We start from the raw sequence: 23,542 nt of genomic DNA, 5'->3' as shown, positions 1-23,542 counted from the left end.
TTATGCATCCATTGAAGATGATGAATTAAGCACCACTTTAGACTTTGATGAACTGTTTTTTTATTTCCTCTGGAGGTAATCACTTGAACGCAGAAGCCCCCCCCAAGAAAAAAGGTGGAAGATTTAACACCAAATCCGAAGTAAAACAGATGGTATGGGTAAGGATGGCAGGACACTGCGAGCTTTGTGGAACAGACCTGACGCATGATTTTCGCGTGGGCACATCCATGCAGTGGGGTGAGGTCGCACATATACTTCCGGCTAGCCCCAAAGGACCCAGAGGGCGAGAAGAGCATAGTGATGAACAGGCTCAAAATCTTACTAATGACTTCTCAAATCTGATGCTGTTGTGCCCAAATTGTCACGAAAAAATAGATCGCGATGATGACGGTTATCCTGAAGATGATTTGAGTGGCCTGCATGAAAGCTGTCTTGCTCGTATACGCCTTGCAGCCTCTCAGCCTGCTGAAGGACGGGCTATACCGCTAATTGTTCAGAGTCAGCATTTTGCATCTACCAATAATATCCCGGCAGGGGAATTGCTGACAGCGATGTCTTCCGAGGGACTGACTGCGTTTGGTCACACAATTAACATCACTTTCAGAGAGCCTGGCCCCCGCGGAAGGGATGACTTGTACTGGCAATTAATTAAGGACGATATCGAGCAGAAGATTTCAGGGGAATTAGCCAAACGCGGAGGCAGCTTCGGCGATATGCCTGCTTTAGCCCTCGTGGGTCTCGCAGACATCCCTGCATTGATTATGCTCGGACAAGCCATCGGAGACCGCTCTAACCGGTATTTATTTTCCAGAAGTCGCACACATGGTCTTCGCTGGCCATCTAAATCCGCTTCTCCTCCTGATTATATATTCTCTCCAGCACCTCAAGGTAATGGGCCACTGGCCTTAGTCCTTTCGATATCGGCGACTATTCCTGAACGGGATATTGAAGCAGTGCTGCCGGGCGTGCGAATCGCGTCGTTCACTATTCCAGAGCCCTCATATGCGATGGTTTCAAACCGGAATGTTATCAACACATTCCGGGATGAACTTCAAAAGCATTTGAGTCAACTTGAAGCAGAATCGGAGCAACCTATCAGCGTCTTTGCTGCGATCCCTGCAGCGCTTGCAATTGAATTTGGTGCTTTGCTGACGACGCAGCATCAGCACCCTTATGTAATTTTTGATAGAGAGAGTAATTCAAACCAGTTCCGGTCAATGCTGACTATCGGCCACCCTCAGGAGTCACAGAAATGAATAATGAACAGACTAAACACAGCAGCTGGGAATTTTTCCTTCTTCGAGCAGCAAGAGCGATTTCTCTGACCGGTCCGCAGTATGAAAAAATTAATGGCCGCTACGCACAACTGCAGACAATCCTCTCAGCTTCCGATGATCCTATTCTGCAGGATGCACATATTTTTCCGCAGGGATCTATGCGCCTTAAAACTACCATCAACCCCGTGTCTGATGCGCCGGCAGACCTGGGCACAATTGATGCAGATGCAATTGTCTGGCTCCCGAATTCCAGAGGAGTATCAGCGGACACTGTGCTTGAAACGATAGAAAAACGGTTTCAGGAAGGCAGTCGCGTTCATGAGGACATAAAGCCTCTGCGAAGAGGGGTACGTGTTGTTTATGCAGATCAGAACCCAGGTTTTCATATTGACGTGACCCCAGCACGACCCCGCAGCTGGAATGATGAAACTCACGGCCATGGCATGCTTGAAGTACCAGATAGAGAAACTGGGTGGAAAGCGAGCAGCCCTATCCCCTATGCAGACTGGCTCCATGATGCTTCGGAGAGTCAAATCATGCTTGAAAATTATGTTGCTCTCAATAAAAGTCGGGCTGTTGCAGATTCCGCGACCATAGCCCCACTACCCGAATATGAAGAATATCAGACTGAGGATCCACTTAGAGCCAGTATCAAGCTTCTGAAACGTCATCGCGATGAATGGGCTATTCGCACTAAAAATGAAAGATCGCGCCCAATTTCAGCTGTCATCACAACGCTCGCCGCTCACGCCTGGCTGAATGTAGCAATGCAATCGCGGCAAAGGCCATTTACGCCACTTGAAGCCATTCTTGAGATCGTCAGAACTATGCCAAACTTCATTCGAAGCAATGGACAGGAATACATGGTCTGTAATCCAGAGGATAGCGGCGAAAACTTTGCAGAAAAATGGAATCGCCCAGGAGAAGGCTCTGCTTACCAAAGGGCGTTCTATGAATGGCATGAAAGTGCCTGCAAGGCATTCAGCCTTGGACTTGAAAGCTATTCATCCGTGGAATCATTTGCCAAGGCAGTAAACGAAAGCTTCGGAATCGGGCGTTCATTTGTAGATGAAGTAAATACTAGTATCCCCGCTAACTGGACAATGCCGGGTCGGCCTTCAGGTATGAACCGAAACTCTGTTTCAATGGGAGCGCTGTTTGGAGGTGTGGCTGGCAGCGATCAATCTCAGGCTGATACGAAACCGGTAGGTCGACTTGGTTAATATTCCAGATGATGCGGTTGCACAGGGAATTGCCACACTTGAGGCACTCCTAAACACAGGTAATGCCGCAGGTCTACTGCAGCACACCAAAGCGCGCTCAGATGAAACCGTAGCATACCGTTTCCCGCTTCCAACAGATTATCTGGGCATAGAAAGGACATTGCACATAGGATTTCCCAAGGGATTCCCATCCGCTGGTCTCAATCTGTATGTGGATCCCTCACCTTGGCTTGTTTGGCCACACGCAACAAAAGCAGGTCTATGTCTTCACGGGTTTAAAGAAGAGCCAGTTACGGGGTCACCTGACACAGTAGTTCGCGACAGCATTAATCGGCTGAAGAAAATATTGTCTTTATCCATCCAGGGCGCAAACGCAGATAAACGTAATCTCGAATTTCAGAATGAGATTACGTCTTACTGGATAAGACAGCACGGTAGGTCTGTACGGAATGTATTGCTCATTGGGCGGCCAGAATATGCTTCTGAACTATTCGCACTCAGTGATTCTCGATACATCGTTCCCTCAGGCTATGAGTCAGTCTGGTTATCATCAGATATAAAAGCTCTTGGTAGCCATGCCCGCCGGATTATGGGAAGGCAAGTCACGATACGCTCTCCACATGCAGGCGGTTTTTTTGTAAAACTCAAAAGTTTTCCTGGACTCGTGTTTCCAGCACCGGCAGAGCTGTTGTCGTGGATCCTCCCTCATGTATCTGAGGCGGATGCGACAAAACTTTCCACGTGGTTTAGTACCAGTAGCTCACTTATTTCCCGATGGCTGATTCTAGAGTTACCTGGCAAAGCCGGCGCGCCTTTATACACACTGAATGTTTTTGCAAAGGTAGATACTCGTCGCCGTAGCCCATTCTTCGGATCGCGCTCCGCACGTCGGAAACCTCTGGCGATAACCGGGCAACATCCTGCAATTATTTATTCCTCCAGATTAAACGTCATTGATCGTACAGATTTCTATGCGCGAGATTTAAGCGGCAGCATCAGAGGGCTGGAAGCAGCACACGTTGTGTTCATCGGGGTAGGATCGCTGGGTGGGGCTGTTGCATCACAACTTGCAAGGTCGGGACTTAAGCATCTGACTCTTATCGACCCAGATACTTTTGAGTCCGCCAATATGGGAAGGCATGTGCTTGGCATGGATGATTTAGGTAAATTCAAAGTCGATGCACTTAAAACCAGGCTCATGCAGGATCATCCAACTTCTGAGGTCAAAGCTTTTAATACGTATGTGCAATTTGCCTTGGAAGACAAGCCTGACCTTCTTCAAACTGCTGATTTAGTCATCATCACAACAGCTGACTGGGAGTCTGAAGCTAGTTTGTGGAAACTAAAAGCAAAAGGTCAATCATGGGCATTTATTCAGGGATGGAGTGAGCCTCATACGCTTGTGGGACATGCATTAGCGTCACCTCGAGGTGACTATGATGGCAGGCACTTATTCAGTGACAACGGCGACTTTAGTCACAAATATACAGAGTGGCCGGAAGGAGGGGTTGTTCCGCTACCTGCCTGCGGGGAAAGTTTTATTCCCGGGAACGCAGCGGGTATGAATACCATCGCCACAATGATAACGCAGGCATCGATTCAGTATCTGAACGGTATTAAAAAGGAATCGCTCTGGTTAACAAGCATAAACCGCCCTGCTGATGCACAGGTGCAGGGCGGGACGTATATCGGCCCTGACTTACCGACAGGAACCATTCAAACTGTTCTGGAGCGGGCTTGGCCCGAGTCTACACATGAGGGTGGAAAATAATGGAGGTTACCTGGAGTTGGAAATGGCCCGGTGTTGAGGACGTCTTACTGGTATCCCACTCCGCGGCTGATATTTTTCACTGTAATCGGCAAATAAGTGGGGAACATGAGCGAGGGGGTCAGCTTTTTGTCGACCCCAATCATCCAGACGGTATCATTTTGTCTCTTGCAACAGCACCACACAAAGCCGACAACGCAGGGCGAACATGGCTTGAGTTAGACCCTGAACGCTGTAAGAAGGAGATTCAGAAGGCAAATGCTCTTGGGTTACGATTAATAGGATACTGGCATACGCATCCTCAGGTAATACCGCAGATATCGAGTGCAGATATTTCGAGCTTTTCCCGCTTTGCGAAACGTTACTCTCAGGTACTTCCGCATCCTGTAGCCATTATCGTCGGCACCTCTCCAGATACTTCAGGAATTAAAGCTTGGTTATTTAGAGAGGGGGGGTATTTTGAAGCTGTCAGAATGGACTGTCCCTTTTAGCAGAATCACAACTAACGGCCTGATCGCGCGAGTAATAAAGAAAAAAGTTCAGCCTGAAAACGGGCATCATCAAGCGCATTATGCGTGGGTTGGGTTAGAGGGGCAAGGACTGCAGACATATGTGATGATTTTGTGTCTGACCACTCGCACCCCATAGCCCCCATGTAGCAGGCTTTAATGTCTATGGCTGTGAAACCAAAGGGGTTGCTGCCAATATACTTGTGAAAGTAGTAATTGATGAATGACCAGTCAAATGGGGCATTCAGACCGACAAAAATGGGTTTCCGATGTTGAGAAATTAAAGAAGCAAGCCAGTCTTTTAGCTTTAACATAGCCTGTTCTGGAGCAAGTCCCTCGCTCTGTAGTCGGTTAATATCAAGCCCAGTCACAACAAGAGATTCAGCATCATGCTTCTCGCCCTCTGGTTGAAGTTCAAGGTACAGTGCGTTCTCAGGATCACTCACCAGACAAGCCCCAATTGATAGGAGGCTGTAAATTCCGGGAACAGGACCTGACGTTTCAATATCAACTGACACATATATCTCGGAATTGCGCATAGAAATCCTCTGATGAAGAATTTGGTAATCTGGGTAGGGGCTAATCTTACATCAAAGACTGAATAATCATGGCAGTCAATGTTTCCACGAGTTGATGAAATTCGTTGTCTGGTAGGTTATGTTGTGCCCCCCAGATATCTTGCCCCGTTAGCATGTCCGCCTCGTGCTGTGAGTTCAACGGGTCGATGTAACGCTACCTTAATCAAGTGGGACGTTGCCATGAAACGAAGAACTCGGATTAACTACATACCAGAACAGAAGGCGATTATCTGGGACAGATATAAACAAGGTGATTCAAGCGCTGGGCTTACCTCACCGTAGTTCTCGAACTGTTCGCAAGGAAACCAGTGGGATGGGCAATGTCGTTCTCACCGGATAGCAGACTGACTCTTAGAAGGGCGTCCAAGGCTGCCACTTTACAAGCAGGCAGTTCCGGCAATGTCTGTGGCGATATCGGATCAGACAAGGTATGAGTCGGCGTGGAAATTGCTGGGATAATAGCCCAATGGAACTCTTCTTCAGAAGCCGAAGAATGAGTGGGTGCCAGCGACTGGCTATATAAGCTTCAGCGATACTGCCCATGCGATAACTTACTATATTGTTGGGTATTACAGCGAACTCAGGCCACACGAATATAACGGCGCGTTACCACCAAACGAATCGGAAAAACGATACTGGAAAAACTCAAAGTAGAGGCCAGTTTTAGTTGACCACTACATTACGCATAGAATCCCCTTCTATGATGGCGTAGTCGTAACGCATTGGTAAAAATATTAACCTTATGATTTTAAAGAATTTATTAGGTAGCCCAGAGTGCTGAAACAGTAATTAGCAATTGCTCAAAAAATCCGCTATAGTCCCTGAGAACTCACCTAATTCGGAGGGGGATATGTATCAGTCTCAAGAGAAACGCGCCTGGGAACGTGGTGTTCGTCTCGCTGCAATATGGAAGGGTACCAAAAAAATTTTTACACGTTTAGATCAGCGCTGCGTCATGCTGGCTAAACTATACAAACTGCCGAAGTGGTTAGGCCACATGCCGCTGCTTTTAGCTGTCCTTTGTTCGTTAGTTGCGCTTATAGCAGGCGGTCTCCTGATAAGCTGCAGCGCAGTTTTATTATGGGCTTTAATTGCTGCCATAACACATATCGGATCTGGCTCTGAAAATGCTTCAATAAATAGTTTTAATGAAAAGAAAGGTGAAAATAATTTTCATGATGAATTTGTAATGAATAGCGCCACCAATAATGAATATGATGGCGCTCCTTACAAATCCCCGAGTGAAGATTAGGCCGAATCAACTGTACCAGTAAAACTACCCTTTGGTTGCTTTACTGCCGATAGCATTACCAGCAGCTTCTCCAAGTTTCCCGCCTGTATTCTGAGCAGTTTCAGTACCCTTTTGAAAGGCAGCGCTAACAGCGACACCCACGCTGGCCCCTGCCCACGAAAGAGCTCCCAGCCAGACAGCAGGCAGTACAATAAACATCGCTCCCATCACCAGATTCATAATAAGGTCATCTGAGCTGTTCTGCAGTCCCGCCATATTGAACCGACTGTGTGTATCCGAACTGTACAACGCGGTTAACAACCAGCTGTCGAGCCAGCGCGCCAGTTCCCACCAGAATGTCAGGAAGTTAAGAGCAAACATCACAAAGGTCAGCGTAATAACGGTTTTGAATTCGTAGGCCGCAAATGCCAGGATCAGCGGCAGCATGACATATATTGCCATCAGCAGGATGGCCTGCACCATTGGCAGCGCCTGCCGCATAGCATCGAACGCAGGGAACGCGGCCAGACTGCCGAGAGATGTCCCGCCAATGGCCGCCACGCGTGCTGCTGCATTATCCAGGGTGAAATCGGCGTTGCCGCCATAGCCGGCATACACGTGACCATTCTGTGAGACCGTCAGGCTTTCCGGGCTGACCAGACGACGGATGACGGCTTCCTGGTAGTCACTGTCGTTAAAGCCTGACATTTTCATTGCGGCCGAGATACGCAGCCACATATCGGGGTCGGCCTGGTCCTTCACCCGTGCTTTCAGTCCGGTGTCCGTACTGCTCCACCACTCGCTGCAGGTGGGATAACCGCCTCTTCCGGTATTGGGCCGGCCGCTGTCCCGGCTGTCGCTCCACGGGAACGCCGCCCGTGGCAGTTTCGACTGCAGCGACGGATAGTACCGGCTCAGGAATGTACTGCTGCCAATCCATTCGATATCACGCAGCGTGGTTTTATCTTTTGTCTGTCCCTGGTCCTGCTGCTTCCACAGGTACAGCGCAACCGAATAGCAGTCGTTGGTGAAGTCCTGCAGCTCCTGCGCCAGCGCTTTGTTGTCGATACGCGTATGCTGCACTTCAAAGCGGATCTGCCGCATGTCAGGGCGGCAGGGAATGGTCGCCACCGCCGCCTGGGTTACCCCTTTCGAGAGTTTATGAATCAGCACCCACCATACCGGTGCTGCAGCCGTCTGGTCGTTGAGACTGGTGACCACGCCGGCATAGCCGCTTTCATCCGGCGCTTTTGGCGTCCACACACCACAGCTCTTTGCCCGGGTTGTGTCGTACTGCATCGTACTGAGGCTGACATTAATCAGCGGTACGCAGCAGGCAATCATCACCAGGAAACCGGCATACAGCGCGTTCTCGATACGGGGCAGCGACAGCATCCCCTTGTTGCCTTCATCCTCCCCTTCTTCACGGACCTTCAGCCAGATCCCCACCACCTTAAACGCCAGCGGCAGGACAAAAAGCCCGGTGCTCAGCAGGACATTCCACAGGCCGTTATTGATCACCCAGCCGAGCAGCGTGAGAAAATACTCAAGATAGCTGTTTGTTGTCATCGTCAGGCTCCCGGACCGGTAAACATCGCGTACTCACACAACGCGATAAAAAGCACACTGACCACACTGATGCGCAGCAGCGGCCGCCGGTATGCCTCCCAGAAGCCCGGCGCATGCCGGATTTTCCAGAGGCCCCAGGCAACCAGCGCATACAGCGCCAGTCGCCACATCAGCCAGCCGTAACGCGTCGACTGCATCCAGCTCCGGAATGCAGCAGCTTCAGTCGGATGTTTCATGGCGGTGTCAGCCATCATCAGTGAGACCACCATGAACAGCGCCATGCAGGCGAGGAAGATGCCGGCACGGGTAAGGACTTTCCTGACAGTCGTTTTATTACGCATCCTTATTCCCTCATTCAGCCGACTGCGGCGCTGCCATCTGGTTGAAGCGACTGTCGGTATTGTCATCAGACTGGGTCTGCGGGTTGGTTTCGACGCGCTGGTTCTCCCTGTCGATAATGGTCAGCACCGAATTACGTGATAGTTCGCGCTTCATCTCCATCTCGTTTTTCAGCGCCGCGATTTCCCGGTCCAGCGCCTCGATACGCTGACCGGCGGTATCAATGGCCTTTGGCTGGGCAGCGGCATTCGGCTCCGACATACCGGTAACCATCATGCGACGCATCAGCAGCGCCGTTTCCACCGTGTCAGACATGGCCAGTTCGCCGGCAAGGCGGGCGGTCAGGGCAGCATTATCCGGATCACGCTGCAGGGCTTTAATCACGCCGGCCGTCACCGGCAGTCCGCCGGTTTTCAGCTTCGCCAGATTCGCGGCCGTCGGCTTTTCCGTACCGTTGACGAGCCTGACCAGCTGCTCAGCGTTGGCTTTGGTTGCCTCTTCCAGTAGTGGGGCAAAGCCGGTGCCGGCAACGGTCGTACCGGGCTGGTCATCCGCATCACCGCTGGTACATTCGCTCGCGTTGGCACAGGTGCGCATCGAACGATCGCCCAGCACCTTCACGGTCATGGCCGCCGCCTCTTCCGCGCTGCCGAATTTAGAGCATGCGCCACCGTTACAGCTGCTTTCGCCGACAGTCGAATTAGCGGTGACAGGTAAACCGTTCATCATGTTGTAGCCGGCAGCAACAAGGTCATGGGTGACACGGATGGCGGGCTGCCCCGCCCCCCCACGTTTCTGACCACCAATCCAGTTGTTGCCCGACGTGCCGGTGACTTTCCGCCCCGCCTCATCTGCACGAACCGCATCAGTATCTCCGCTGTTCACAACAGACTTGTATTCATCCATCATGGCCTGCTGCGTCCAGTTACTGCTGTCGCTGAAGTCCATCATTTTTTTCGCCATGTTCTGGCAGTTGAGTTGCGCCTTGTCGAATGACACATTGGCCTGAAGCACGCCGTTGGTGAGCATGTCATACAGACCGGGGTTGGCCCGCTGAATGACCATCGCCGGCAGACTGGCCACCGCGCCGGTGGCCCCCTGAATCACGTCGCCCATCAGGTTTTTAAAGCCGGATGTGACGCCGTTGAGCTGATTGCCGACGGTGGTTTTCAGATCAAAATTGCCGCACATCAGGTCACTGCTCCAGCCGGTATTCAGCCCCAGCTTCTGCATATTGCCGCGCGTGGCCGGCTGGGAAATGACCGAGCCGCCGCCGAGGGTGTAGAAGAGCTTGTCCGACACCGCACCATCGACGGATTTGCCGTAACCGATGGCGCTGTTGTTCACCTGCGGCAGGGACATGCCCAGGATGGTATTGTCATCATCGGCCGCGTGCGCGCCCGGGAGGACAGTCAGCAGGGAGCCGGTCAGCAGCAGGCTTAAGCGAACGGCTGAAAATGAAGGTGATTTTTTCACGGTTTTCCTCATCAGATATCAGTGCTGCCCAGAAATTTCTGCCCGCGCTTTTTGCAGCAACTGTAAGGCTGCCAGAGCGCAAAGGCTTCATTGTTATCGCTCGCGGCGGTATAGCTCCCGTCCGGGAATACGGCACATGACTGAGTCATGTGGGGAGCCAGCCGCTGCCATTTGTGGTTGCGCGTGCCGGTGTTTTCCGTGACCTCGCCCGGTGGCCAGTACCCGTCATGACGGCTGCCCAGGAGCACCTGATAAACATGGGGCTGCCCGGCGCGGGTGATAATGTCTGCCACACGCTGCGCCACCACGGCAGAGGCTTTGTCATCATCGGTCTGGCTGATAAACCCCGAACGGGGATAGATGTTGCCCCACATATTGGCTGCTGCCTGACTGCCGATTTCCCGCTGGCCGGGCACAAGAGCTTCCGGATACAGGGACTCCGGTACGCCTGTGCGCCAGGCCGCCGAATCCAGCGTACTCAGGAAGTAAGGCATTAACGGGGTGGCTGCGGTGTCACAGGAATAGCCCGGAATACTGCCGCCAATGAGGGAGGTGGCCGGGTGGCCAATCGCATCGGCATACTTGAAACGCACGGCGGACTTGCGCTGGCCGGGATTTTTCATGTCGGCCGGATTGGCTCCTCCGGCAGAAACACCGGAGAGCCCGCTGGTCACAGCACTTTCCAGCCCGCCGGCGGTCTGGCTGACAAACGCCATTTCCTGCCACGGGTTGCCGCCCGGCGCGACATAGGTCGAAACGACTGTCTGAGGAATGAAGTGGGTGACTTTGACCGACGTGCGCACCTTGCAGCCAAAGGGGGTGCAGAACAGCCAGTAACAGATGCCACTGACACGCCAGCTGATACAGTTTTGCGACACGGCGCTGGCAATAATCTGCGCAGTGTTAAGTGCTGCAACAGCTGCCGGCGCGGTTGCCGTACCCAGTACCGTGGCAACCGCCAGCGAGCACACCGTGGTTCTGATGCGGGAAGGTTTTGTATTCACTGACCACCTCCCCGGTTACGCAGGGATGTGGCCACGGCCACATCCCTGGTGCCGTACACCACATCGCGGTCATCAAACACCACTGCCGGCACTTTTTTAATGCCCAGTTCCCAGGCCCGGACCACCTGGCGATAGGAATCATTCAGCTGCAGCTGTTTTTGTTGCCAGGCAGGAGACGCCATAACCTGCCTGACGTGTGCCTCGGCCTGCTGCGGATCTGCAGGCAGTTCCCCGAATATGTCGGCCTGCAGCCGGTCAGGACCATCAAGAAGGACCACCGGCACGTCCGGCGGCAGATTTGCCGGCAGATGGTGACTGTCGGTGAAGATGGCCGTGCCGGCCAGTACGGATGCCGGCAGCAGAGCCGGCAGGAAAACAAGAGAGGTCAGTTTCATGAATCGGGACTCCGTCAGACTGAATCGCCTGACAGCGTGCCCGTGGCCGCTCAGAAAAACCGTAATAAACTAAAATCCCGTACTCAGAAGTTTTTCTACCACTTAATGAATGTTAGGAGTACAGAGTAACTTTGTGAAAATCTCATTTATATAATAACGGCTTAACTGCCATATGGGTTATCGTGAGAAATTTCTATGAACCAATAAAAATAGGGATCAAAGAACCAGATTCAATCAATGGTTTCTCTTTAAACTCTTGATAAGTAAGGAAAAGCAAGTGAAACTCTTCTCCAGTTTCCGTACCTAACAAACTTAAAGCTTCTACACACTCCTCATAAAGGCCTAGAAGCTCTTCAAAAGGGCAATCTACCACTATCATTATATCGATGTCATTGTAAGTTTGAGCTCGAAAAAAAGATCCAAACCCATATATTCCCACTACGTTACTGCTCCTCTCTAATATGATATTGCGGACTGCCGTTTCTATCTTTTCTATGGAAATTCCAGTAATCATTTTTGAATAAAGCCGCGCCGATTTCTGCCGAATTAAACAACCCAAGTTCTTGCTGTATAGCATGCTCTTTGGCACCAGATGTGTAGCTATTCCAATTACCACCAACAACGATTATATCCACCCCACCAAACTCTTTGATAACTTTGAGTATTTTTGTCACACTCATTGTGTATTCATTCAGAAGAATGATCGTCAACATATCATTTTGAATTTTCCTCTCAACACGAAAGACTATATCCTTTTCGCGAATAAAACCCTTGACATTTTTATGATATTTCAAATAATCGTCAAACCATGAAATCGATGCGAAACTGACACCCCATGAATTATTATTCATAACCGAACTCCTTCTGGAACTCTTCAGGAAATAAAGGATAGGTATCCAATCTATTATACTGATTGTATTCCCAAGCTTCGGCATGATCTCTAAAGTCAATATACAACCGTTTTTGCCTGGCGCTTAATAAACCCATATTACCTTCAATTACATTTATTATTTTACGATTATTAGGCACCATCACACTTAGTTTTTTTAGCTCCCACAATTCTTGAGTATTAGAACCCATATCTTTTGCAGCTTCAGAATATGGTCCATAATGAGTAAAGCATTTATTATTTTCATAAAGCATTAACGCAATTTCTTCTTTAAGTTGCTCAACACTATCAAAAACAGCCTTCTTAAAAGCATTTGCAACAGAAGATTCGTGTTTCTCTTTCCACTGAAAAAGCATTTCATTCGGATAGGCCCCTTCTGGAGCCTTATCGATCATCCTATGATGGGTTGGGCATAAAAGGATCAAATTGTCATAGGTATCAGGTCCTGTACCCTCAGTTGTCCTGGCTGCACCTTTTTTCTTACCGATAACATGAGCCATTTCACCTACATGATAATTGCCTAAACCATCCATGATATGTGTAAGGTCACACTGGCAGTAAGAACAGCGCCCTGCTGCGCGGCCCCACAGTAACTTGATATCTTTTTCTGAAGTACCCGCCATAGCAACTACTCGCTCTTAAAAAGCACTTTGGAAGTTATAATATATTTAGCATTGAAATTGGTTAAACGCTCATAAAAAAACCGGCCCTGGCGGCCGGTATCAAAAAAGCATTAAGTAATTTTTATTATCATGCCCCTGGTGAAGGCAAGTCTGTAGTTATACGTCAAGCCCGTTAATCCACAGCATCAGATACACCAGATCAGCCGAATCCGGCACCGTGATATACCAGCGCGGATGCGCATACTCCTCTTCCTGCGGCCAGCTTGTCTGCCCCGTCACGGTGATAAGGATGTTCACCACCTGCTTCAGCTTTCCCTCAAGATAGATGGCCACGCTGCTGCTGAGTCCCACCCGGTGCGGGTGACAGGTCATTCTGACCGGGCCGGTCAGGCGCTGCCTGAGCATCGCCCGCAGCCTCACAAGGTGCTGATGTGTCGCCGGGAGCACGCCGGGCTCCCCCTGAGGCGACAGGGTGAATAGCGCACCACCACTGTGCTCATGAATGGCGGGTTCAGGGTACTTCAGTGTCATCATACCGTGGCAGGCTCCTGTTGTTTCTCCGTCAGACCGCGCAGACGGTCCAGATTCTGCGCGACGCGTTTTGCCGCCTCCAGTTCGCTGCAGTGAAATTCATTCATCAGCGCCCGGCGTTCGGCTTTCTCTTCTTTTTCCGTCATGCCCAGTGCCAGGAAGAGACTGGGCGGCACGGCACGAAACAGCGCTTCGATCCGTTTCGCCAGCACCACGCCTTCCGTATAACAACCCGACAGTTTACTGGCGGAAAGCAGCACCGATTCCTGCTCCGGCGTGAGCGCGCGGAAACGGCTGATATCTTTGACCTCTTCCGGGGGCATGGTCAGACAAATCCACCATTCAGCCATGTTCAGCATTTTTTCGGCAATATCCGGGTAGTCCTTAAGGTTCTGGGTGGCCAGCCACAGCCAGGCACCGAGCTTACGCCACATCTTGACCACCTTGGTCATATACGGCGACAGCAGCGGGTTGACCGTCACGATATGCGCCTCATCCACCGTGAAGACAATATCCCGGCCCAGAAACTGGTCACGCTCCGCGATGTTGTTAATCATGTTTGTCATCGAGACCATGGTCAGGGCCATCTGCGCCTCGTAGCCCTCACGCGCCAGATGCCCCAGGTCAACCAGCGTCACGTCCGCTTCCGGCCACAGCTCCCCTTCGCGGTTGAACAGCTCCGCTTCAAAGCTGCCGGCCTGGGTAAACATGCCCAGGGATTCCGCCATCTCCGCCGCTTTCGCCTTTCGCTGGGCATTGCGGACATTGATGACGCCCTCATCGTTGTCAGAGGCAATGGCATATAACGCCTGCTGCAGGTCAGACGGCAGCATCTGCCGCCCTTCTTTATACGTGGCATGCGCCGCCATCAGCAGCGCCTCACGTATCATCGCCCTGTCGGCGCGCTTCAGGTCGGCCTCTTCTTTCGGGTCGCCGCCGGTGATCATCATGCGCGCGGAGATTTCCATTTCACCGAGAACGTCACGCTTGTCATCCTCGCTATCGTCGTCCGTGTCGATATCCGGCAGGTCGCTCTCATCCACGGCCTGGGCGGCCAGGCCTTCTTCCACCAGTTTGTGAGCATCAGCAAACGGCGGCAGACTGACGCCACTCCCGGGTTTGACGCTGATTTTATTCACCGTCAGCCCGAGGCTGTCAAAGAAGTCGGCCAGCAGGCCGAACGAGTTCCCGGCCTCCGCAATAAACAGCCGCGGACGGTGGACGGCCATCAGCTGGGAGAGCGCGGCACACAGCGTGGCCGACTTGCCCGCCCCGGTCGGGCCGAACAACAGCAGATGCGCGTTCTGGGTGCGGTCGAGCTTGTTGAGCGGATCGAATGTCAGGGTATCCCCGCCGCGGTTGAAAAAGCTGAAGCCGGGGTGCCCCGTGCCGGTTTCCCGCCCGGTTACCGGCAAAAGTCCTGCCAGGTGCTGAACCCATGTCAGACGGGTATACCAGTGTTTTTTGTCGCTGTCTGGGTTAAAGCACATCGGCAGCGCCCGCAGCCAGCTGTTCAGCGGACCCTCTTCAAACTCCGGACGTACCGGCTGCAGACCGGCCCCTAGCAGCACGGTGGACAGCTCCAGCCGCTTGCGCTTCAGGCTGGTCATGTCATCGCCGCGCAGCAGGAAGGTGATTCCCGCCCGGTACAACTTGTGCCGGTTGCCCAGATACTCTTTTACCGTCTTCACATCCTGGCGGACGCGGCCCGACTCGGTATTCTCACCGACCGCATTTTTCGACAGCCGGTTAAACTGCTCTTCAAGCCGGTCCTGGGGCTGTACCACCACGGTCATGCACACCATGGTCCCTTCCGGAAACATATCCATCAGGGCATTAATTTTCTTTTCACCCCGGCTTTTCTCGCCGGTAAGGGTGCCCGGCTCCGGCGGTGTACGCAGTTTTTCCACCGCCACCGCGCAGTGCGGCTTGTTGTCAATCCACCACACGCCGTTTTCCGGGTCTGAAACCGGCGGCGTGAACCACAGGGTTTCGGCAAAATCATTGCTGACCGGCACGGTGCCTTCAGGTGTCTCGCGCGGGTCTGCGTAAGCAGCCTGCCGATAGAGCGTGGTTTTCTCCACCCAGTCCGGTGACGGATTGAACAGCCGCAGCAGCCAGCCATGCACCTGCAGGCCGTTCTGCCGGGTGCAGCGGATCCCCGCCCCGCCCAGGGCATTCACGACCCGGTCGCACACCTGATTGAGCATCGCCACCGGCGGCATCGGATCGCGGCTTTTCCCCAGCCAGCGATAAACAACCATCCGGGTGCGGCGCTGCTGCCCGCGCCACGGCTGGCCGGTAATCAGCGAGTCAGTAAAAAGTCCCTCAGGCCGGGAGATACTGCGAATATGGCGCTCCATTTCACCCAGCCAGGCGTCGGTAAACGCCGTGCGCTGTGCATGCGGTTTGACATACCCGCGCAGCCTGTCCAGGTACGCGTCAGTGTCGTCCTCGTCCTGGCAGAAGAACTGCACGACCCAGGGATTCACGTCATGTTCATCAAAGCTGTCCTGAAGCGCATCCTCAACCGAGTCACGGATCTGCTCCAGGCGCTCTTCGGTTCGCCCTTCGGTCGCCACCGGTGTCACATCATAAACGGCCCCCACCGACACGCCGTCATCAAGCAGGAGACACTGCTCTTCATCAAGAAATTCTGCCCAAGGCAAAAAGTCAATGATGGACGGATTGGCGTGATAAACCTTCTCCTCATCCTGGCGCGTCATTTTCCCGGGGCGCTTCAGGGGTTGCCGGCCCTTCACGGCCGCGGTCAGGGTTTCATCTGCCTGAAAGGACTGGCCGTCATCAACCGGCGTCTGCCGGTCGGTGGATTTATTACGCGTAAACAGTGAAAGCATTACAGGGCCTCCGTGCGCTCGCCAGGCATGGCATACTGCGTCTGGCTGTAGAACGGGAACACGGTGCTGTAACCCGGCACAGGAGTGTTACCGTCTGCCAGGTGAGGATACAGGTACATCACCATGTCGGGGTTGGGCAGCCGGGGAAACTGCTGGGTGATTTCGCTTTCCTGAGTACGGCTGTAGCTGCGGTCGGCCTGCGCGTCCGCCTGCGTTTCGCTGCCCGTCAGCGGGCGTCGCAGCGTGTCGCGGGCCGCCGCAGACTGGCGGGAAGTACTGCCGCCACCGTCCGCCCCGTTCCACAGTTCAAGCATGGTGTTATCGCCCGCCGGCAGCATTTCCTCTTTGGAGGTTGAGCAGCCGCTGAGCATCACACAGCTCAGGGCCAGAATGAAAACCGTTCTGTACATTACCGGTATCTCCTTTGTGAGGCGGCCGGATCGTAACCGCCGCAGATAAAAACGAACGCACTGACATTCAGCAGGTGCCCCAGCTCCCGTAATGTCATACGCGGGCAGTAAAGCCGGCGCGGGATTTTCGGGCTGCGCCACGAAACGGCACACTCCCGGGCACTGAGCGGCAGGGAGAACCTGCCGATATCCAGTAAAAGCTGGCCATCGCGCCAGCGCAGTAAAGGTGCGCCGGCAGGCAACAGCGCTATGGGTCGCAGCAACAGAACCGCAGAAGACGCAGGGTTCACGTCAATATGCCAGCCTGCCCCGTCGCTGAACGTCCAGCACACGGATGAAAGAGGGAAAAACGTTATCTGTCCCGCCATGGCCGTGTACTCAGTCCAGTCCGCCGTTGTCACTGACGCCACCCGGCAGGGTGAAGTCGTAGCGCACCTTACGGCCCTTATCTTCATAATCAATGGCCAGCTGACGGGTGATATGCACGGCAAGACGGGCACCGGGCGGCACATAAATGGCATCAAACGTCATCCCGTAACGCTGTTTGATCCAGTCGGTGGTTTCAGACATACCGCCAGAAATGGCTTTCCCCAGCGCCGCCTGTCCGGCGTCGCCGGTCATGGTGGCGGAAATGCCATTCACGTTGTTCTGCGTCGTGTACTGCCCCTGGCTCATCGCTTCACCCGCCGCACCGGCAGCCGACAGGCCAAAAATGGTGGGCAGATAAGTGGAGGCATTGGACTTACGTTCGCCGCCAATGCACGGGATCCCGTTTTCATCCGAAATCCAGCCGATACCGCCACTGGTGCCGGTATCCTGTTTAGCCTGAGCGTTATTATTTTGCCCGCCGGCGTTGTTACTGGTGTCGGGTCTTGGGAGGGTGCGTACCGTACCGTCGGAAAAGACAAAGGTGACGCTGTTAACCTGCCCGCGCACACAGGACAGCGTCCAGTCTCCGCTGGCCGTCCCGGAAACAATCGCCCCTTCGACGTCCGGCAGCTCGATGCCGTTCGCCGTCAGGTTATCCTTACCGATAAGCACTTTGAACGGATAAGGATCGGTCACGGTGCCGTTGATGGGCACCCGGCCAAGCAGTGCCGTCATGGCGCGGCTGCCGACCAGCGTGGAATTTTCCGGCAGCGTGTAAACCGGCTCGGCGCTCTCTTCCGCCCCTTTTTCATTCGTCCGTCCCTTCACTTTCTCCTCATAAGCGGCTTTCTGGCGGGTCAGCTCATTTTCCCCCAGAAAAGAGGTCGGGAACTGAGGTGAGGCTTTGCCGCTGGCCGCATCCCGCGGATCCGTCTCTTTCTGGTCCGTCGGCGCGACCCACATCATGCCGTCGCTGCCCTGAGAAGCGCTCCCCCCGGTGCTGCTGCCCATGCCGTCCAGGCCCAGCCCCAGCGGGATATCGCTGTCCGCCGTTTTTTTCTCGCTGTCAGGCTTTTTGAGTTTGTCAGTCAGCTCCTGGATTTTCGCCGTCAGGCTCAGTTGTTCGTTCTGAAGCTGAGCCTGCCGCTTGTCGTACTGCTCGCGCAGACCATTGACGGCCTCATTCACCTGCCCTGAAACGTCCTGATTGCGCCGGCGCAACCGCTCGTTTTCTTTCACCAAATCCGCGTTCTGCTTATCCAGCGTTTTCTGGCGGTCACGCACATCGTTCAGCCGGCCGATGAGCGTGCGCAGGGTGTCCTCCGGCGTGTCGCCTTCCACACCCAGCGCCTTCAGTTCATCCGGCGAGAGGTTTTTCAGGGAGCCGCTTTGTTTTGCCTGAGGTTGTTCTGCCGGTTCGTTTTTGCAGCTTTTGAGCCCCACGGCCAGCCCGGCAATCACCACGGCCGGCACGATAAACTTCACCAGGGCATTAGATTTAATCTGCATGGCGGGCCTCCTGTTTTACCGTGCGGGCCGCTTTACGCAGTGCAGACGGCTCAGCGATGAATGCGCTCTCCGGACGACCGGCGGTCACCACATATACCGTGGTGGTGTCTTCCGGCGTGCCGGCCGGACCGACCCAGCGGTGCTGGAAGGTAGCGGACACAAACTGTCCCTGCAGCGCGCGCGGATCCAGAACGACTTTACGGCTGCCGGTGTTCGTGAGCCTGAGTGCCACCACGCTGCGGTTTGCCACGCCCCAGCCAGCCACCGGCGTGACCGTTAATGGTTCAGAGGGATACAGCGTGCTGACACGTCGGGGCAGATGAGGATTGACCGGATGAATACCCGGGACCGCCTCGACCGTACGTGCCGGCGCATAAAGGCTTTGAGCGGCATAGCGGGTCAGCAGCACCGGGATGGGGGCGCTGTAGCGGATTTTTTTACGCTTTGCCTGGGTGCCGTCATCGCTGCCGGTGGGAGCCGATGAGCCTGATCCGGAAGCAGCCCGATCTGCACCACCTGGCTGACCGGCCGCATCGCCGGCGTGACTCAGCGTGCTGACATCACCGCTGTAGACCAGACGGACCGGCTCAGTCGGCCCTTTTTCACCGGCGGCGATATCAAACAGCAGAACCTCGCCGCTTTCCACATCCTGCAGCTGCACCCGCGTCTGCGGAAAGGCGCTGTCGGCTTTCAGGTAGACGGCACCCCCGGTGCTCTGCACCCGAAGTTTGCCGTTAAGCGCCGGCGGAAAACCAACGCGGACGTTTTTGTCCACAAAGACCACCCGCTCCTGCCCCACCTTCAGGGGGATCTGCAGCGGAATACGCTCCCATTTCATCAGCTCATCTGCGCCGGCAGGACGTGATACCAGTGTCGCCAGGGGCAGCAGGACGAAGGACAGCGCCATCAGCACGGCGCGGTAGTGGGGTTTTTTACTCATCACTGAAACACTCCTGACTTCTCCGGTTTAGGTGCAGGCGGTGCCGCCTCCAGACGCTGGGGCACACCGGCATAACAGTCCAGCGCCAGACCGAACGGGTTGCGCTCCGCATCGCCTTCCCAGCGCACCACCTTCAGCGGGTAACGCACCGGGGCGCGTTTGACCGGCTCGGCATGGAAATATTCATCGGCCACCACGTCCAGGCGGGCTATCCAGTGATCGCGATCCTGTACGGTCACGCTCTGTGACTGGTAACCGCGACCGGGCACTTCATACACCACGCGCACGCGGTCGGTGAGTTCCCCGGCGTCACCGCGTTTCTTTGCATCCGCTTTCAGGAAATCCTGACAGGACGGCGTCAGATACGGCGACAGCGCATTGATTTTGGCGGAATAGTCCACCTCGCCATTTTTCGGCCAGGCATTGAGCTGCTGAAAAATGTAGAACGCAAAGGAGTAGACCGTCGGGGGCGGCACTTCCCACCAGGGCCGCGTGCTGCCGGTACGTAAATCCGGCGGGTTATGCACGGTCAGCTTGCTGGGTGCCAGCATCCAGCCGGCACAGGTGAATAAAAGGAAAAAGGCGAGTACGGCGCAGGCGATGCGCAGCGTCTGAATATGCTGGTCACGGTCTTTTACCGCATGGCGAAAACGGCTCATGAGACTCTCCTGTTACGTTTCACTGACCAGCCCCGGGCATCCACAATCAGTTTCGGATTACCCATCCCCAGCCGGCGTTTTTTGGTCTCCAGTCGCTGCCAGAGCCAGTTCTCGGGCTTGCCGCGCTTGAGTCTGGCCATCCAGCGGCCGCCGAACCAGACGAGCAGCAGCGGCATGACCAGCAGGCCGGTGGGAACGACAACCCAGCCGGCAAGCGGGATAAACGGCAGTGACAGGAGCAGACCTGCACCCGCGCCGGCAAGGGCAGCCAGCCCCATCTCATGGGTGGTGAATCCGCGAAACACCACGGGCTCACTGTTGAGACGGTCAGGTAAAAAACGAATGGTCTGCATCGTCGCAGGCTCCTACAGCAGAATGTCGGCAGACTTGCCGAGCAGCCAGATAACGGCAACCAGCAGCACCACACCCACCACCACAATGGCCCCGAATTTGGTCCAGGTGGCTTTCTCATTGCGGACTTCGGTGAAGGTGTGCAGGGCGGCAATGGCAACGTTGATAAAGGCAACGGCCGCCACGACCAGCCCCCCGATAACAATGCCGTCCTGCAAGTAGCCCTTGATTTGTCCGGACAACCCGCTCCCGCCTCCGGACTCAGGCGCTTCAACGCTTGGCAAGTCCGCAAAGGCCGGTTTGCAGGTGAGCCAGCCCAGGAGGGCAAGCGTACCGGCGCGGGTCAGCGTACGACTGCCGAAACGGCGCAGGCGGGCAACAACAGACTCAGAATGGTGCATGGGATTCATCTCCTGACTTAACGTTTTGAATGAGTTAACTGGCAAACATCCAGATACACACAAGCAACAGCAGCACGGTGCGGACGGCAAAACGTCCCAGGGCCGCGTCCCGCACTTTGGTGTTACTCCAGCCGGTCCAGACATCCGACAGCGCCCACGCGGCCCATAAAAAAAGAAACGCCAGCAATGCCCCGATGCAGAGCAGATGAAGGATGTTCACATCAAGACTGCCGGAGCCGGCTTTAAACGCGTTCGTTTGTTCGGATGTCATGGGCATCAGGGCCGCTCCCGCCGGTAATTACCGGCCACAAAAGACGGGTCACGCGGTTGCGCGCGGGAGGGCTCCAGATAGCGGTCAATGCCGCTGCGGATGGTGTTGAGATCGGATGTGGCCTGACGGTAATCAAAGAAAAAGCGGCCACGGTCAGCCGGATCGGCCTGTGCAGCCGCCACGCGGGCCCTTTCAAGCGACGCCTGAACGTGGTCCAGCTGACGCTGAACAGACGCAAGCTCGTCTTTCTCGGATGCCTGTGCAGCAGCTGACACCAGAAAGGTCAGCAATACCAGGCCAGTGATGCCCGGGACACGACGGTTGCGCCGCATGGCCGGACGAGTTGAGTTCATACGCACCTCCAGAAGGATTAAGGGATGCGTACAGAATGCGAAAGGGCAGACGCCGGGTCAGCGATAAACTCTATTTGCCATTTGTGAAATTAATGGGGCAACAGGCTCTGTACTGCCGGAGGCGGGCTGAATCTTAGTTGAGGGAAGTGTGAATTTAAGTTAAGTAGATATCCGGATAAAAGATAATCTGTAGCCGGAATAGTTCACACGGAAGCATGGTGATGGATATAAAAGACCTTTTACTTCTGGCACTCTGTCTGGCCTTGCTTTTTTTTATAGTGAAAGGCATCGATGCGTTTGAACTTCGCCTTCCACTCTGGTTACTGCGAGTAATCTATGCTGCAGGCATTTTTCTTGGCGCATCAACGATCCTGGCAAGTATGTGGTTATTGCATATATCGACATGAGCCATTATCACTGACCTCGGTAAAGTCTTCATCAGGCGTCAGAGGCTCAAATCGTTCGTGAAGTAAATAAAATGTCTCCCTCGCTATATAGAGACTATTTGTCGGCGTTTTATTTCTTTTTTGAATACGTTCCCATGCAATGTCATCCGGGCAGGACAGACGGCAAAGGACTGCCTGACCATTATGAGCTGTGATGATTTCACGCACCCGGACTCTTTCCTCTCTCGACCAGAATCCGAAATCTAGAATGACATTATTGTTAAGCTCAACGCATCGCGTCCATAGGGGCTCCATAACGTTGAACACCCGTTGTGCGTAATCAGCAAAATTAGCCTGCGGGGGATCGATGCCATACAGCTGCTGCATCCATTCATCATGAGTAAAACGTAAAGCGGTATATTTGTGTTCCAGATGTCTGGCAAAAGTCGTTTTCCCACTACCAAGAAACCCATGGAGCATAAAAACCGTTGGTGATTTGACTTTGTTAATGGCCATAAGCCACATGTCCTCCTGAGCCGTCATATAATTATTCATTATTACAGCCAGGACAGCTGACGCACCAGTAACGGTCGTTTCATGGCTTGTCTGCTGACGGCAGGCGCGCAAAACAAGTTTTGCACGCCTCCGTCCAGCCCTGATTTAAAGATAATGAAATGAGCGCCTCCCACTCTTGCGAACGGTAGGGCGGTAGCGTTGTGATAGAAATGAAATTTTGAATGTCTTGCCAAAGGATAGTTGTCATTTTGTTTCATACGAAACACTACTAAAATAACTGGAATTATTGTGCCAGATGTTGCATTTGCCGCCGAAAAAGGGGGCAATAAAGTTACTAGTTTTGTTTTTGAAATTCCTCATTAAGCCAGTGAGCAAAAGTCATAATCCGTTTTTTGAAATCAGCTATGTCCCCTTGTGGCTCATTACTCATGGCCAGTAAATAATCCATATCCTCTGCTAAAGCTGGATATCGTGCGTTAAATTTAAGGCGATGTTCACTGAGAGTGTCTGGCCAGTCATGGTCAGTTTCTCGGCGAAGGATATTCGTCGATCTGATGATCTTTCGTGCAGCAGCGCGCTGTAACAGCAGCTTTTTATTCGCGTCAACTGATCCCTGCATTCGAGCAGTTAACTCTTCTAATACCGACAAAAAGTCGCCATTGACTGCTAACACAATGGCTTTTGAAGGTTTAAAAGCACTAAATAGACGACTCAGGTCTTCGCCAAAGACGCAGACGCAATGATGCTTAAGCCAGTACCCCCAGCTAAATTTGTTATCCGGATGCAACACCTGTTGTAGCAGACCGCAATCAAAATCAATTTTGCTGACAACAGGATTACTCTTTTCCAGTTCACATTGAAGCGCAGCAAGTTTTGCGGTAGTAGCCTGATTGGGTTCGTAGTTAAAGATGACTGTTAAATCAAGATCGGACCTTCCAACCTTTGCCTTAGATTCAGCTACGCTTCCATAGGTAATGACTCCAACTTACTGATAGTGTTTTATGTTCAGATAATGCCCGATGACCTTGCAATGCAGCTCCACCGATTTTGAGAACGACAGTGACTTCCGTCCCAGCCTTGCCAGATGTTGTCTCAGATTCAGGTTAT

General features: G+C 53.5%; 29 protein-coding genes and 1 pseudogene. 6 read left to right on the top strand and 24 right to left on the bottom strand.

Annotated elements, in window-relative coordinates:
* The first annotated feature begins 83 nt into the window (after positions 1–83).
* Genes JK232_RS22150 through JK232_RS22135 form a run of 4 tightly spaced genes read left to right on the top strand, consistent with a single transcriptional unit; the run spans position 84 to position 4,759 of the window.
* Positions 84–1,256 (top strand): HNH endonuclease, encoded by a 1,173-nt coding sequence (locus tag JK232_RS22150; protein WP_032636827.1) that lies wholly within the window; start codon positions 84–86, stop codon positions 1,254–1,256.
* Entirely contained in the window at positions 1,253–2,500 is a 1,248-nt protein-coding gene (locus JK232_RS22145; protein WP_039187746.1) for a nucleotidyltransferase domain-containing protein, read from the top strand. Before JK232_RS22150 ends, JK232_RS22145 begins: the two co-directional genes overlap by 4 nt.
* Positions 2,493–4,271 (top strand): HesA/MoeB/ThiF family protein, encoded by a 1,779-nt coding sequence (locus JK232_RS22140; RefSeq protein ID WP_077267667.1) that lies wholly within the window; start codon positions 2,493–2,495, stop codon positions 4,269–4,271. The genes JK232_RS22145 and JK232_RS22140 overlap by 8 nt, the downstream gene beginning before the upstream one ends.
* On the top strand, positions 4,271–4,759 hold the full coding sequence (locus tag JK232_RS22135; RefSeq protein ID WP_077267666.1) for a Mov34/MPN/PAD-1 family protein: 489 nt from the start codon (positions 4,271–4,273) through the stop codon (positions 4,757–4,759). Before JK232_RS22140 ends, JK232_RS22135 begins: the two co-directional genes overlap by 1 nt.
* 11 nt (positions 4,760–4,770) lie before the next feature.
* Here the strand turns inward: JK232_RS22135 and JK232_RS22130 are convergent, their stop codons facing one another.
* Entirely contained in the window at positions 4,771–5,316 is a 546-nt protein-coding gene (locus JK232_RS22130; RefSeq protein WP_039187748.1) for a 3'-5' exonuclease, read from the bottom strand.
* A gap of 296 nt (positions 5,317–5,612) precedes the next feature.
* Here JK232_RS22130 and JK232_RS22125 point away from each other — a divergent pair.
* A pseudogene (locus JK232_RS22125) lies at positions 5,613–6,009 on the top strand (integrase core domain-containing protein); the annotation flags it as partial.
* A 196-nt stretch (positions 6,010–6,205) separates the two neighbouring features.
* Positions 6,206–6,607, top strand: coding sequence for a hypothetical protein (locus JK232_RS22120; RefSeq protein WP_048797722.1), 402 nt, complete (start codon positions 6,206–6,208; stop codon positions 6,605–6,607).
* 24 nt (positions 6,608–6,631) lie between these two features.
* On the opposite strand, the gene JK232_RS22115 is transcribed toward JK232_RS22120, so the two are convergent.
* From JK232_RS22115 to JK232_RS22005, 23 genes are all read right to left on the bottom strand, one after another.
* Complete coding sequence (locus tag JK232_RS22115; protein ID WP_039187749.1) at positions 6,632–8,155, bottom strand: conjugal transfer protein TraG N-terminal domain-containing protein; 1,524 nt, start codon at positions 8,153–8,155, stop codon at positions 6,632–6,634.
* Between the two features lie 2 nt (positions 8,156–8,157).
* A complete protein-coding gene (locus JK232_RS22110; RefSeq protein ID WP_039187750.1) occupies positions 8,158–8,496 on the bottom strand; it encodes a hypothetical protein in 339 nt (112 codons plus the stop codon).
* 10 nt (positions 8,497–8,506) lie between these two features.
* Positions 8,507–9,982 carry an integrating conjugative element protein gene (locus JK232_RS22105; RefSeq protein WP_045282309.1) on the bottom strand — a complete coding sequence of 492 codons (1,476 nt, stop codon included), beginning with the start codon at positions 9,980–9,982 and terminating at the stop codon, positions 8,507–8,509.
* Positions 9,982–10,974 (bottom strand): TIGR03756 family integrating conjugative element protein, encoded by a 993-nt coding sequence (locus tag JK232_RS22100; protein WP_039187752.1) that lies wholly within the window; start codon positions 10,972–10,974, stop codon positions 9,982–9,984. The genes JK232_RS22105 and JK232_RS22100 overlap by 1 nt, the downstream gene beginning before the upstream one ends.
* Positions 10,971–11,369: a TIGR03757 family integrating conjugative element protein gene (locus JK232_RS22095; protein WP_039187753.1), complete on the bottom strand. Its 399-nt coding sequence runs from the start codon at positions 11,367–11,369 to the stop codon at positions 10,971–10,973. Before JK232_RS22095 ends, JK232_RS22100 begins: the two co-directional genes overlap by 4 nt.
* A 193-nt stretch (positions 11,370–11,562) precedes the next feature.
* Positions 11,563–11,748 (bottom strand): hypothetical protein, encoded by a 186-nt coding sequence (locus JK232_RS22090; RefSeq protein ID WP_135711188.1) that lies wholly within the window; start codon positions 11,746–11,748, stop codon positions 11,563–11,565.
* 64 nt (positions 11,749–11,812) lie between these two features.
* A complete protein-coding gene (locus JK232_RS22085) occupies positions 11,813–12,220 on the bottom strand; it encodes a hypothetical protein (RefSeq protein WP_048797723.1) in 408 nt (135 codons plus the stop codon).
* Positions 12,213–12,881: an HNH endonuclease signature motif containing protein gene (locus JK232_RS22080; RefSeq protein ID WP_039187755.1), complete on the bottom strand. Its 669-nt coding sequence runs from the start codon at positions 12,879–12,881 to the stop codon at positions 12,213–12,215. Before JK232_RS22080 ends, JK232_RS22085 begins: the two co-directional genes overlap by 8 nt.
* 156 nt (positions 12,882–13,037) lie before the next feature.
* Positions 13,038–13,415: a hypothetical protein gene (locus JK232_RS22075; protein WP_039187756.1), complete on the bottom strand. Its 378-nt coding sequence runs from the start codon at positions 13,413–13,415 to the stop codon at positions 13,038–13,040.
* A complete protein-coding gene (locus tag JK232_RS22070) occupies positions 13,412–16,270 on the bottom strand; it encodes a conjugative transfer ATPase (RefSeq protein ID WP_050310924.1) in 2,859 nt (952 codons plus the stop codon). Before JK232_RS22070 ends, JK232_RS22075 begins: the two co-directional genes overlap by 4 nt.
* Positions 16,270–16,680 carry a TIGR03751 family conjugal transfer lipoprotein gene (locus tag JK232_RS22065; RefSeq protein WP_006785978.1) on the bottom strand — a complete coding sequence of 137 codons (411 nt, stop codon included), beginning with the start codon at positions 16,678–16,680 and terminating at the stop codon, positions 16,270–16,272. Before JK232_RS22065 ends, JK232_RS22070 begins: the two co-directional genes overlap by 1 nt.
* Entirely contained in the window at positions 16,680–17,081 is a 402-nt protein-coding gene (locus JK232_RS22060; protein ID WP_224261759.1) for a hypothetical protein, read from the bottom strand. The genes JK232_RS22065 and JK232_RS22060 overlap by 1 nt, the downstream gene beginning before the upstream one ends.
* A complete protein-coding gene (locus JK232_RS22055) occupies positions 17,059–18,558 on the bottom strand; it encodes a TIGR03752 family integrating conjugative element protein (RefSeq protein WP_039187759.1) in 1,500 nt (499 codons plus the stop codon). Before JK232_RS22055 ends, JK232_RS22060 begins: the two co-directional genes overlap by 23 nt.
* Positions 18,548–19,498 carry a TIGR03749 family integrating conjugative element protein gene (locus JK232_RS22050; RefSeq protein WP_212589702.1) on the bottom strand — a complete coding sequence of 317 codons (951 nt, stop codon included), beginning with the start codon at positions 19,496–19,498 and terminating at the stop codon, positions 18,548–18,550. The genes JK232_RS22055 and JK232_RS22050 overlap by 11 nt, the downstream gene beginning before the upstream one ends.
* The gene (locus JK232_RS22045) at positions 19,498–20,157 is read right to left on the bottom strand and encodes a PFL_4703 family integrating conjugative element protein (protein ID WP_045282312.1); all 660 of its coding nucleotides are present in this window, start codon (positions 20,155–20,157) and stop codon (positions 19,498–19,500) included. The genes JK232_RS22050 and JK232_RS22045 overlap by 1 nt, the downstream gene beginning before the upstream one ends.
* Positions 20,154–20,510 carry a TIGR03750 family conjugal transfer protein gene (locus JK232_RS22040; RefSeq protein ID WP_045282313.1) on the bottom strand — a complete coding sequence of 119 codons (357 nt, stop codon included), beginning with the start codon at positions 20,508–20,510 and terminating at the stop codon, positions 20,154–20,156. The genes JK232_RS22045 and JK232_RS22040 overlap by 4 nt, the downstream gene beginning before the upstream one ends.
* 12 nt (positions 20,511–20,522) lie before the next feature.
* On the bottom strand, positions 20,523–20,909 hold the full coding sequence (locus JK232_RS22035; protein WP_016808260.1) for a TIGR03745 family integrating conjugative element membrane protein: 387 nt from the start codon (positions 20,907–20,909) through the stop codon (positions 20,523–20,525).
* A 34-nt stretch (positions 20,910–20,943) separates the two neighbouring features.
* Positions 20,944–21,186 (bottom strand): TIGR03758 family integrating conjugative element protein, encoded by a 243-nt coding sequence (locus JK232_RS22030; RefSeq protein WP_003029734.1) that lies wholly within the window; start codon positions 21,184–21,186, stop codon positions 20,944–20,946.
* Positions 21,186–21,533: an integrative conjugative element protein, RAQPRD family gene (locus JK232_RS22025; protein ID WP_045282314.1), complete on the bottom strand. Its 348-nt coding sequence runs from the start codon at positions 21,531–21,533 to the stop codon at positions 21,186–21,188. The genes JK232_RS22030 and JK232_RS22025 overlap by 1 nt, the downstream gene beginning before the upstream one ends.
* 386 nt (positions 21,534–21,919) lie before the next feature.
* Positions 21,920–22,435, bottom strand: coding sequence for a P-loop nucleotide/nucleoside kinase family protein (locus JK232_RS22020; protein ID WP_157843663.1), 516 nt, complete (start codon positions 22,433–22,435; stop codon positions 21,920–21,922).
* A gap of 41 nt (positions 22,436–22,476) precedes the next feature.
* Positions 22,477–22,692 (bottom strand): hypothetical protein, encoded by a 216-nt coding sequence (locus JK232_RS22015; protein WP_212589701.1) that lies wholly within the window; start codon positions 22,690–22,692, stop codon positions 22,477–22,479.
* 77 nt (positions 22,693–22,769) lie between these two features.
* Complete coding sequence (locus JK232_RS22010) at positions 22,770–23,108, bottom strand: hypothetical protein (RefSeq protein WP_127791747.1); 339 nt, start codon at positions 23,106–23,108, stop codon at positions 22,770–22,772.
* A gap of 312 nt (positions 23,109–23,420) precedes the next feature.
* Positions 23,421–23,542 (bottom strand): IS1 family transposase (locus tag JK232_RS22005; RefSeq protein WP_059287946.1); only part of this gene is annotated, 122 nt, incomplete at its 5' end.

Origin of the sequence: Nissabacter archeti (genome assembly GCF_018257325.1) — a bacterium.
GTDB classification, from domain to species: domain Bacteria; phylum Pseudomonadota; class Gammaproteobacteria; order Enterobacterales; family Enterobacteriaceae; genus Chimaeribacter; species Chimaeribacter arupi.
This window is presented reverse-complemented; position numbering and strand designations above follow the sequence as displayed.

Bases quoted from the DNA above. Each gene is read 5' to 3' on its own strand.
- JK232_RS22145 (WP_039187746.1), top strand. From the start codon at position 1,253: ATGAATAATGAACAGACTAAACACAGCAGCTGGGAATTTTTCCTTCTT.
- JK232_RS22135 (WP_077267666.1), top strand. From the start codon at position 4,271: ATGGAGGTTACCTGGAGTTGGAAATGGCCCGGTGTTGAGGACGTCTTA.
- JK232_RS22130 (WP_039187748.1), bottom strand. From the start codon at position 5,316: ATGCGCAATTCCGAGATATATGTGTCAGTTGATATTGAAACGTCAGGT.
- JK232_RS22120 (WP_048797722.1), top strand. From the start codon at position 6,206: ATGTATCAGTCTCAAGAGAAACGCGCCTGGGAACGTGGTGTTCGTCTC.
- JK232_RS22115 (WP_039187749.1), bottom strand. From the start codon at position 8,155: ATGACAACAAACAGCTATCTTGAGTATTTTCTCACGCTGCTCGGCTGG.
- JK232_RS22110 (WP_039187750.1), bottom strand. From the start codon at position 8,496: ATGCGTAATAAAACGACTGTCAGGAAAGTCCTTACCCGTGCCGGCATC.
- JK232_RS22105 (WP_045282309.1), bottom strand. From the start codon at position 9,982: ATGAGGAAAACCGTGAAAAAATCACCTTCATTTTCAGCCGTTCGCTTA.
- JK232_RS22095 (WP_039187753.1), bottom strand. From the start codon at position 11,369: ATGAAACTGACCTCTCTTGTTTTCCTGCCGGCTCTGCTGCCGGCATCC.
- JK232_RS22090 (WP_135711188.1), bottom strand. From the start codon at position 11,748: ATGATAGTGGTAGATTGCCCTTTTGAAGAGCTTCTAGGCCTTTATGAG.
- JK232_RS22085 (WP_048797723.1), bottom strand. From the start codon at position 12,220: ATGAATAATAATTCATGGGGTGTCAGTTTCGCATCGATTTCATGGTTT.
- JK232_RS22080 (WP_039187755.1), bottom strand. From the start codon at position 12,881: ATGGCGGGTACTTCAGAAAAAGATATCAAGTTACTGTGGGGCCGCGCA.
- JK232_RS22075 (WP_039187756.1), bottom strand. From the start codon at position 13,415: ATGATGACACTGAAGTACCCTGAACCCGCCATTCATGAGCACAGTGGT.
- JK232_RS22070 (WP_050310924.1), bottom strand. From the start codon at position 16,270: ATGCTTTCACTGTTTACGCGTAATAAATCCACCGACCGGCAGACGCCG.
- JK232_RS22065 (WP_006785978.1), bottom strand. From the start codon at position 16,680: ATGTACAGAACGGTTTTCATTCTGGCCCTGAGCTGTGTGATGCTCAGC.
- JK232_RS22055 (WP_039187759.1), bottom strand. From the start codon at position 18,558: ATGCAGATTAAATCTAATGCCCTGGTGAAGTTTATCGTGCCGGCCGTG.
- JK232_RS22050 (WP_212589702.1), bottom strand. From the start codon at position 19,498: ATGAGTAAAAAACCCCACTACCGCGCCGTGCTGATGGCGCTGTCCTTC.
- JK232_RS22045 (WP_045282312.1), bottom strand. From the start codon at position 20,157: ATGAGCCGTTTTCGCCATGCGGTAAAAGACCGTGACCAGCATATTCAG.
- JK232_RS22040 (WP_045282313.1), bottom strand. From the start codon at position 20,510: ATGCAGACCATTCGTTTTTTACCTGACCGTCTCAACAGTGAGCCCGTG.
- JK232_RS22035 (WP_016808260.1), bottom strand. From the start codon at position 20,909: ATGCACCATTCTGAGTCTGTTGTTGCCCGCCTGCGCCGTTTCGGCAGT.
- JK232_RS22030 (WP_003029734.1), bottom strand. From the start codon at position 21,186: ATGCCCATGACATCCGAACAAACGAACGCGTTTAAAGCCGGCTCCGGC.
- JK232_RS22025 (WP_045282314.1), bottom strand. From the start codon at position 21,533: ATGAACTCAACTCGTCCGGCCATGCGGCGCAACCGTCGTGTCCCGGGC.
- JK232_RS22020 (WP_157843663.1), bottom strand. From the start codon at position 22,435: ATGGCCATTAACAAAGTCAAATCACCAACGGTTTTTATGCTCCATGGG.
- JK232_RS22015 (WP_212589701.1), bottom strand. From the start codon at position 22,692: ATGAAACAAAATGACAACTATCCTTTGGCAAGACATTCAAAATTTCAT.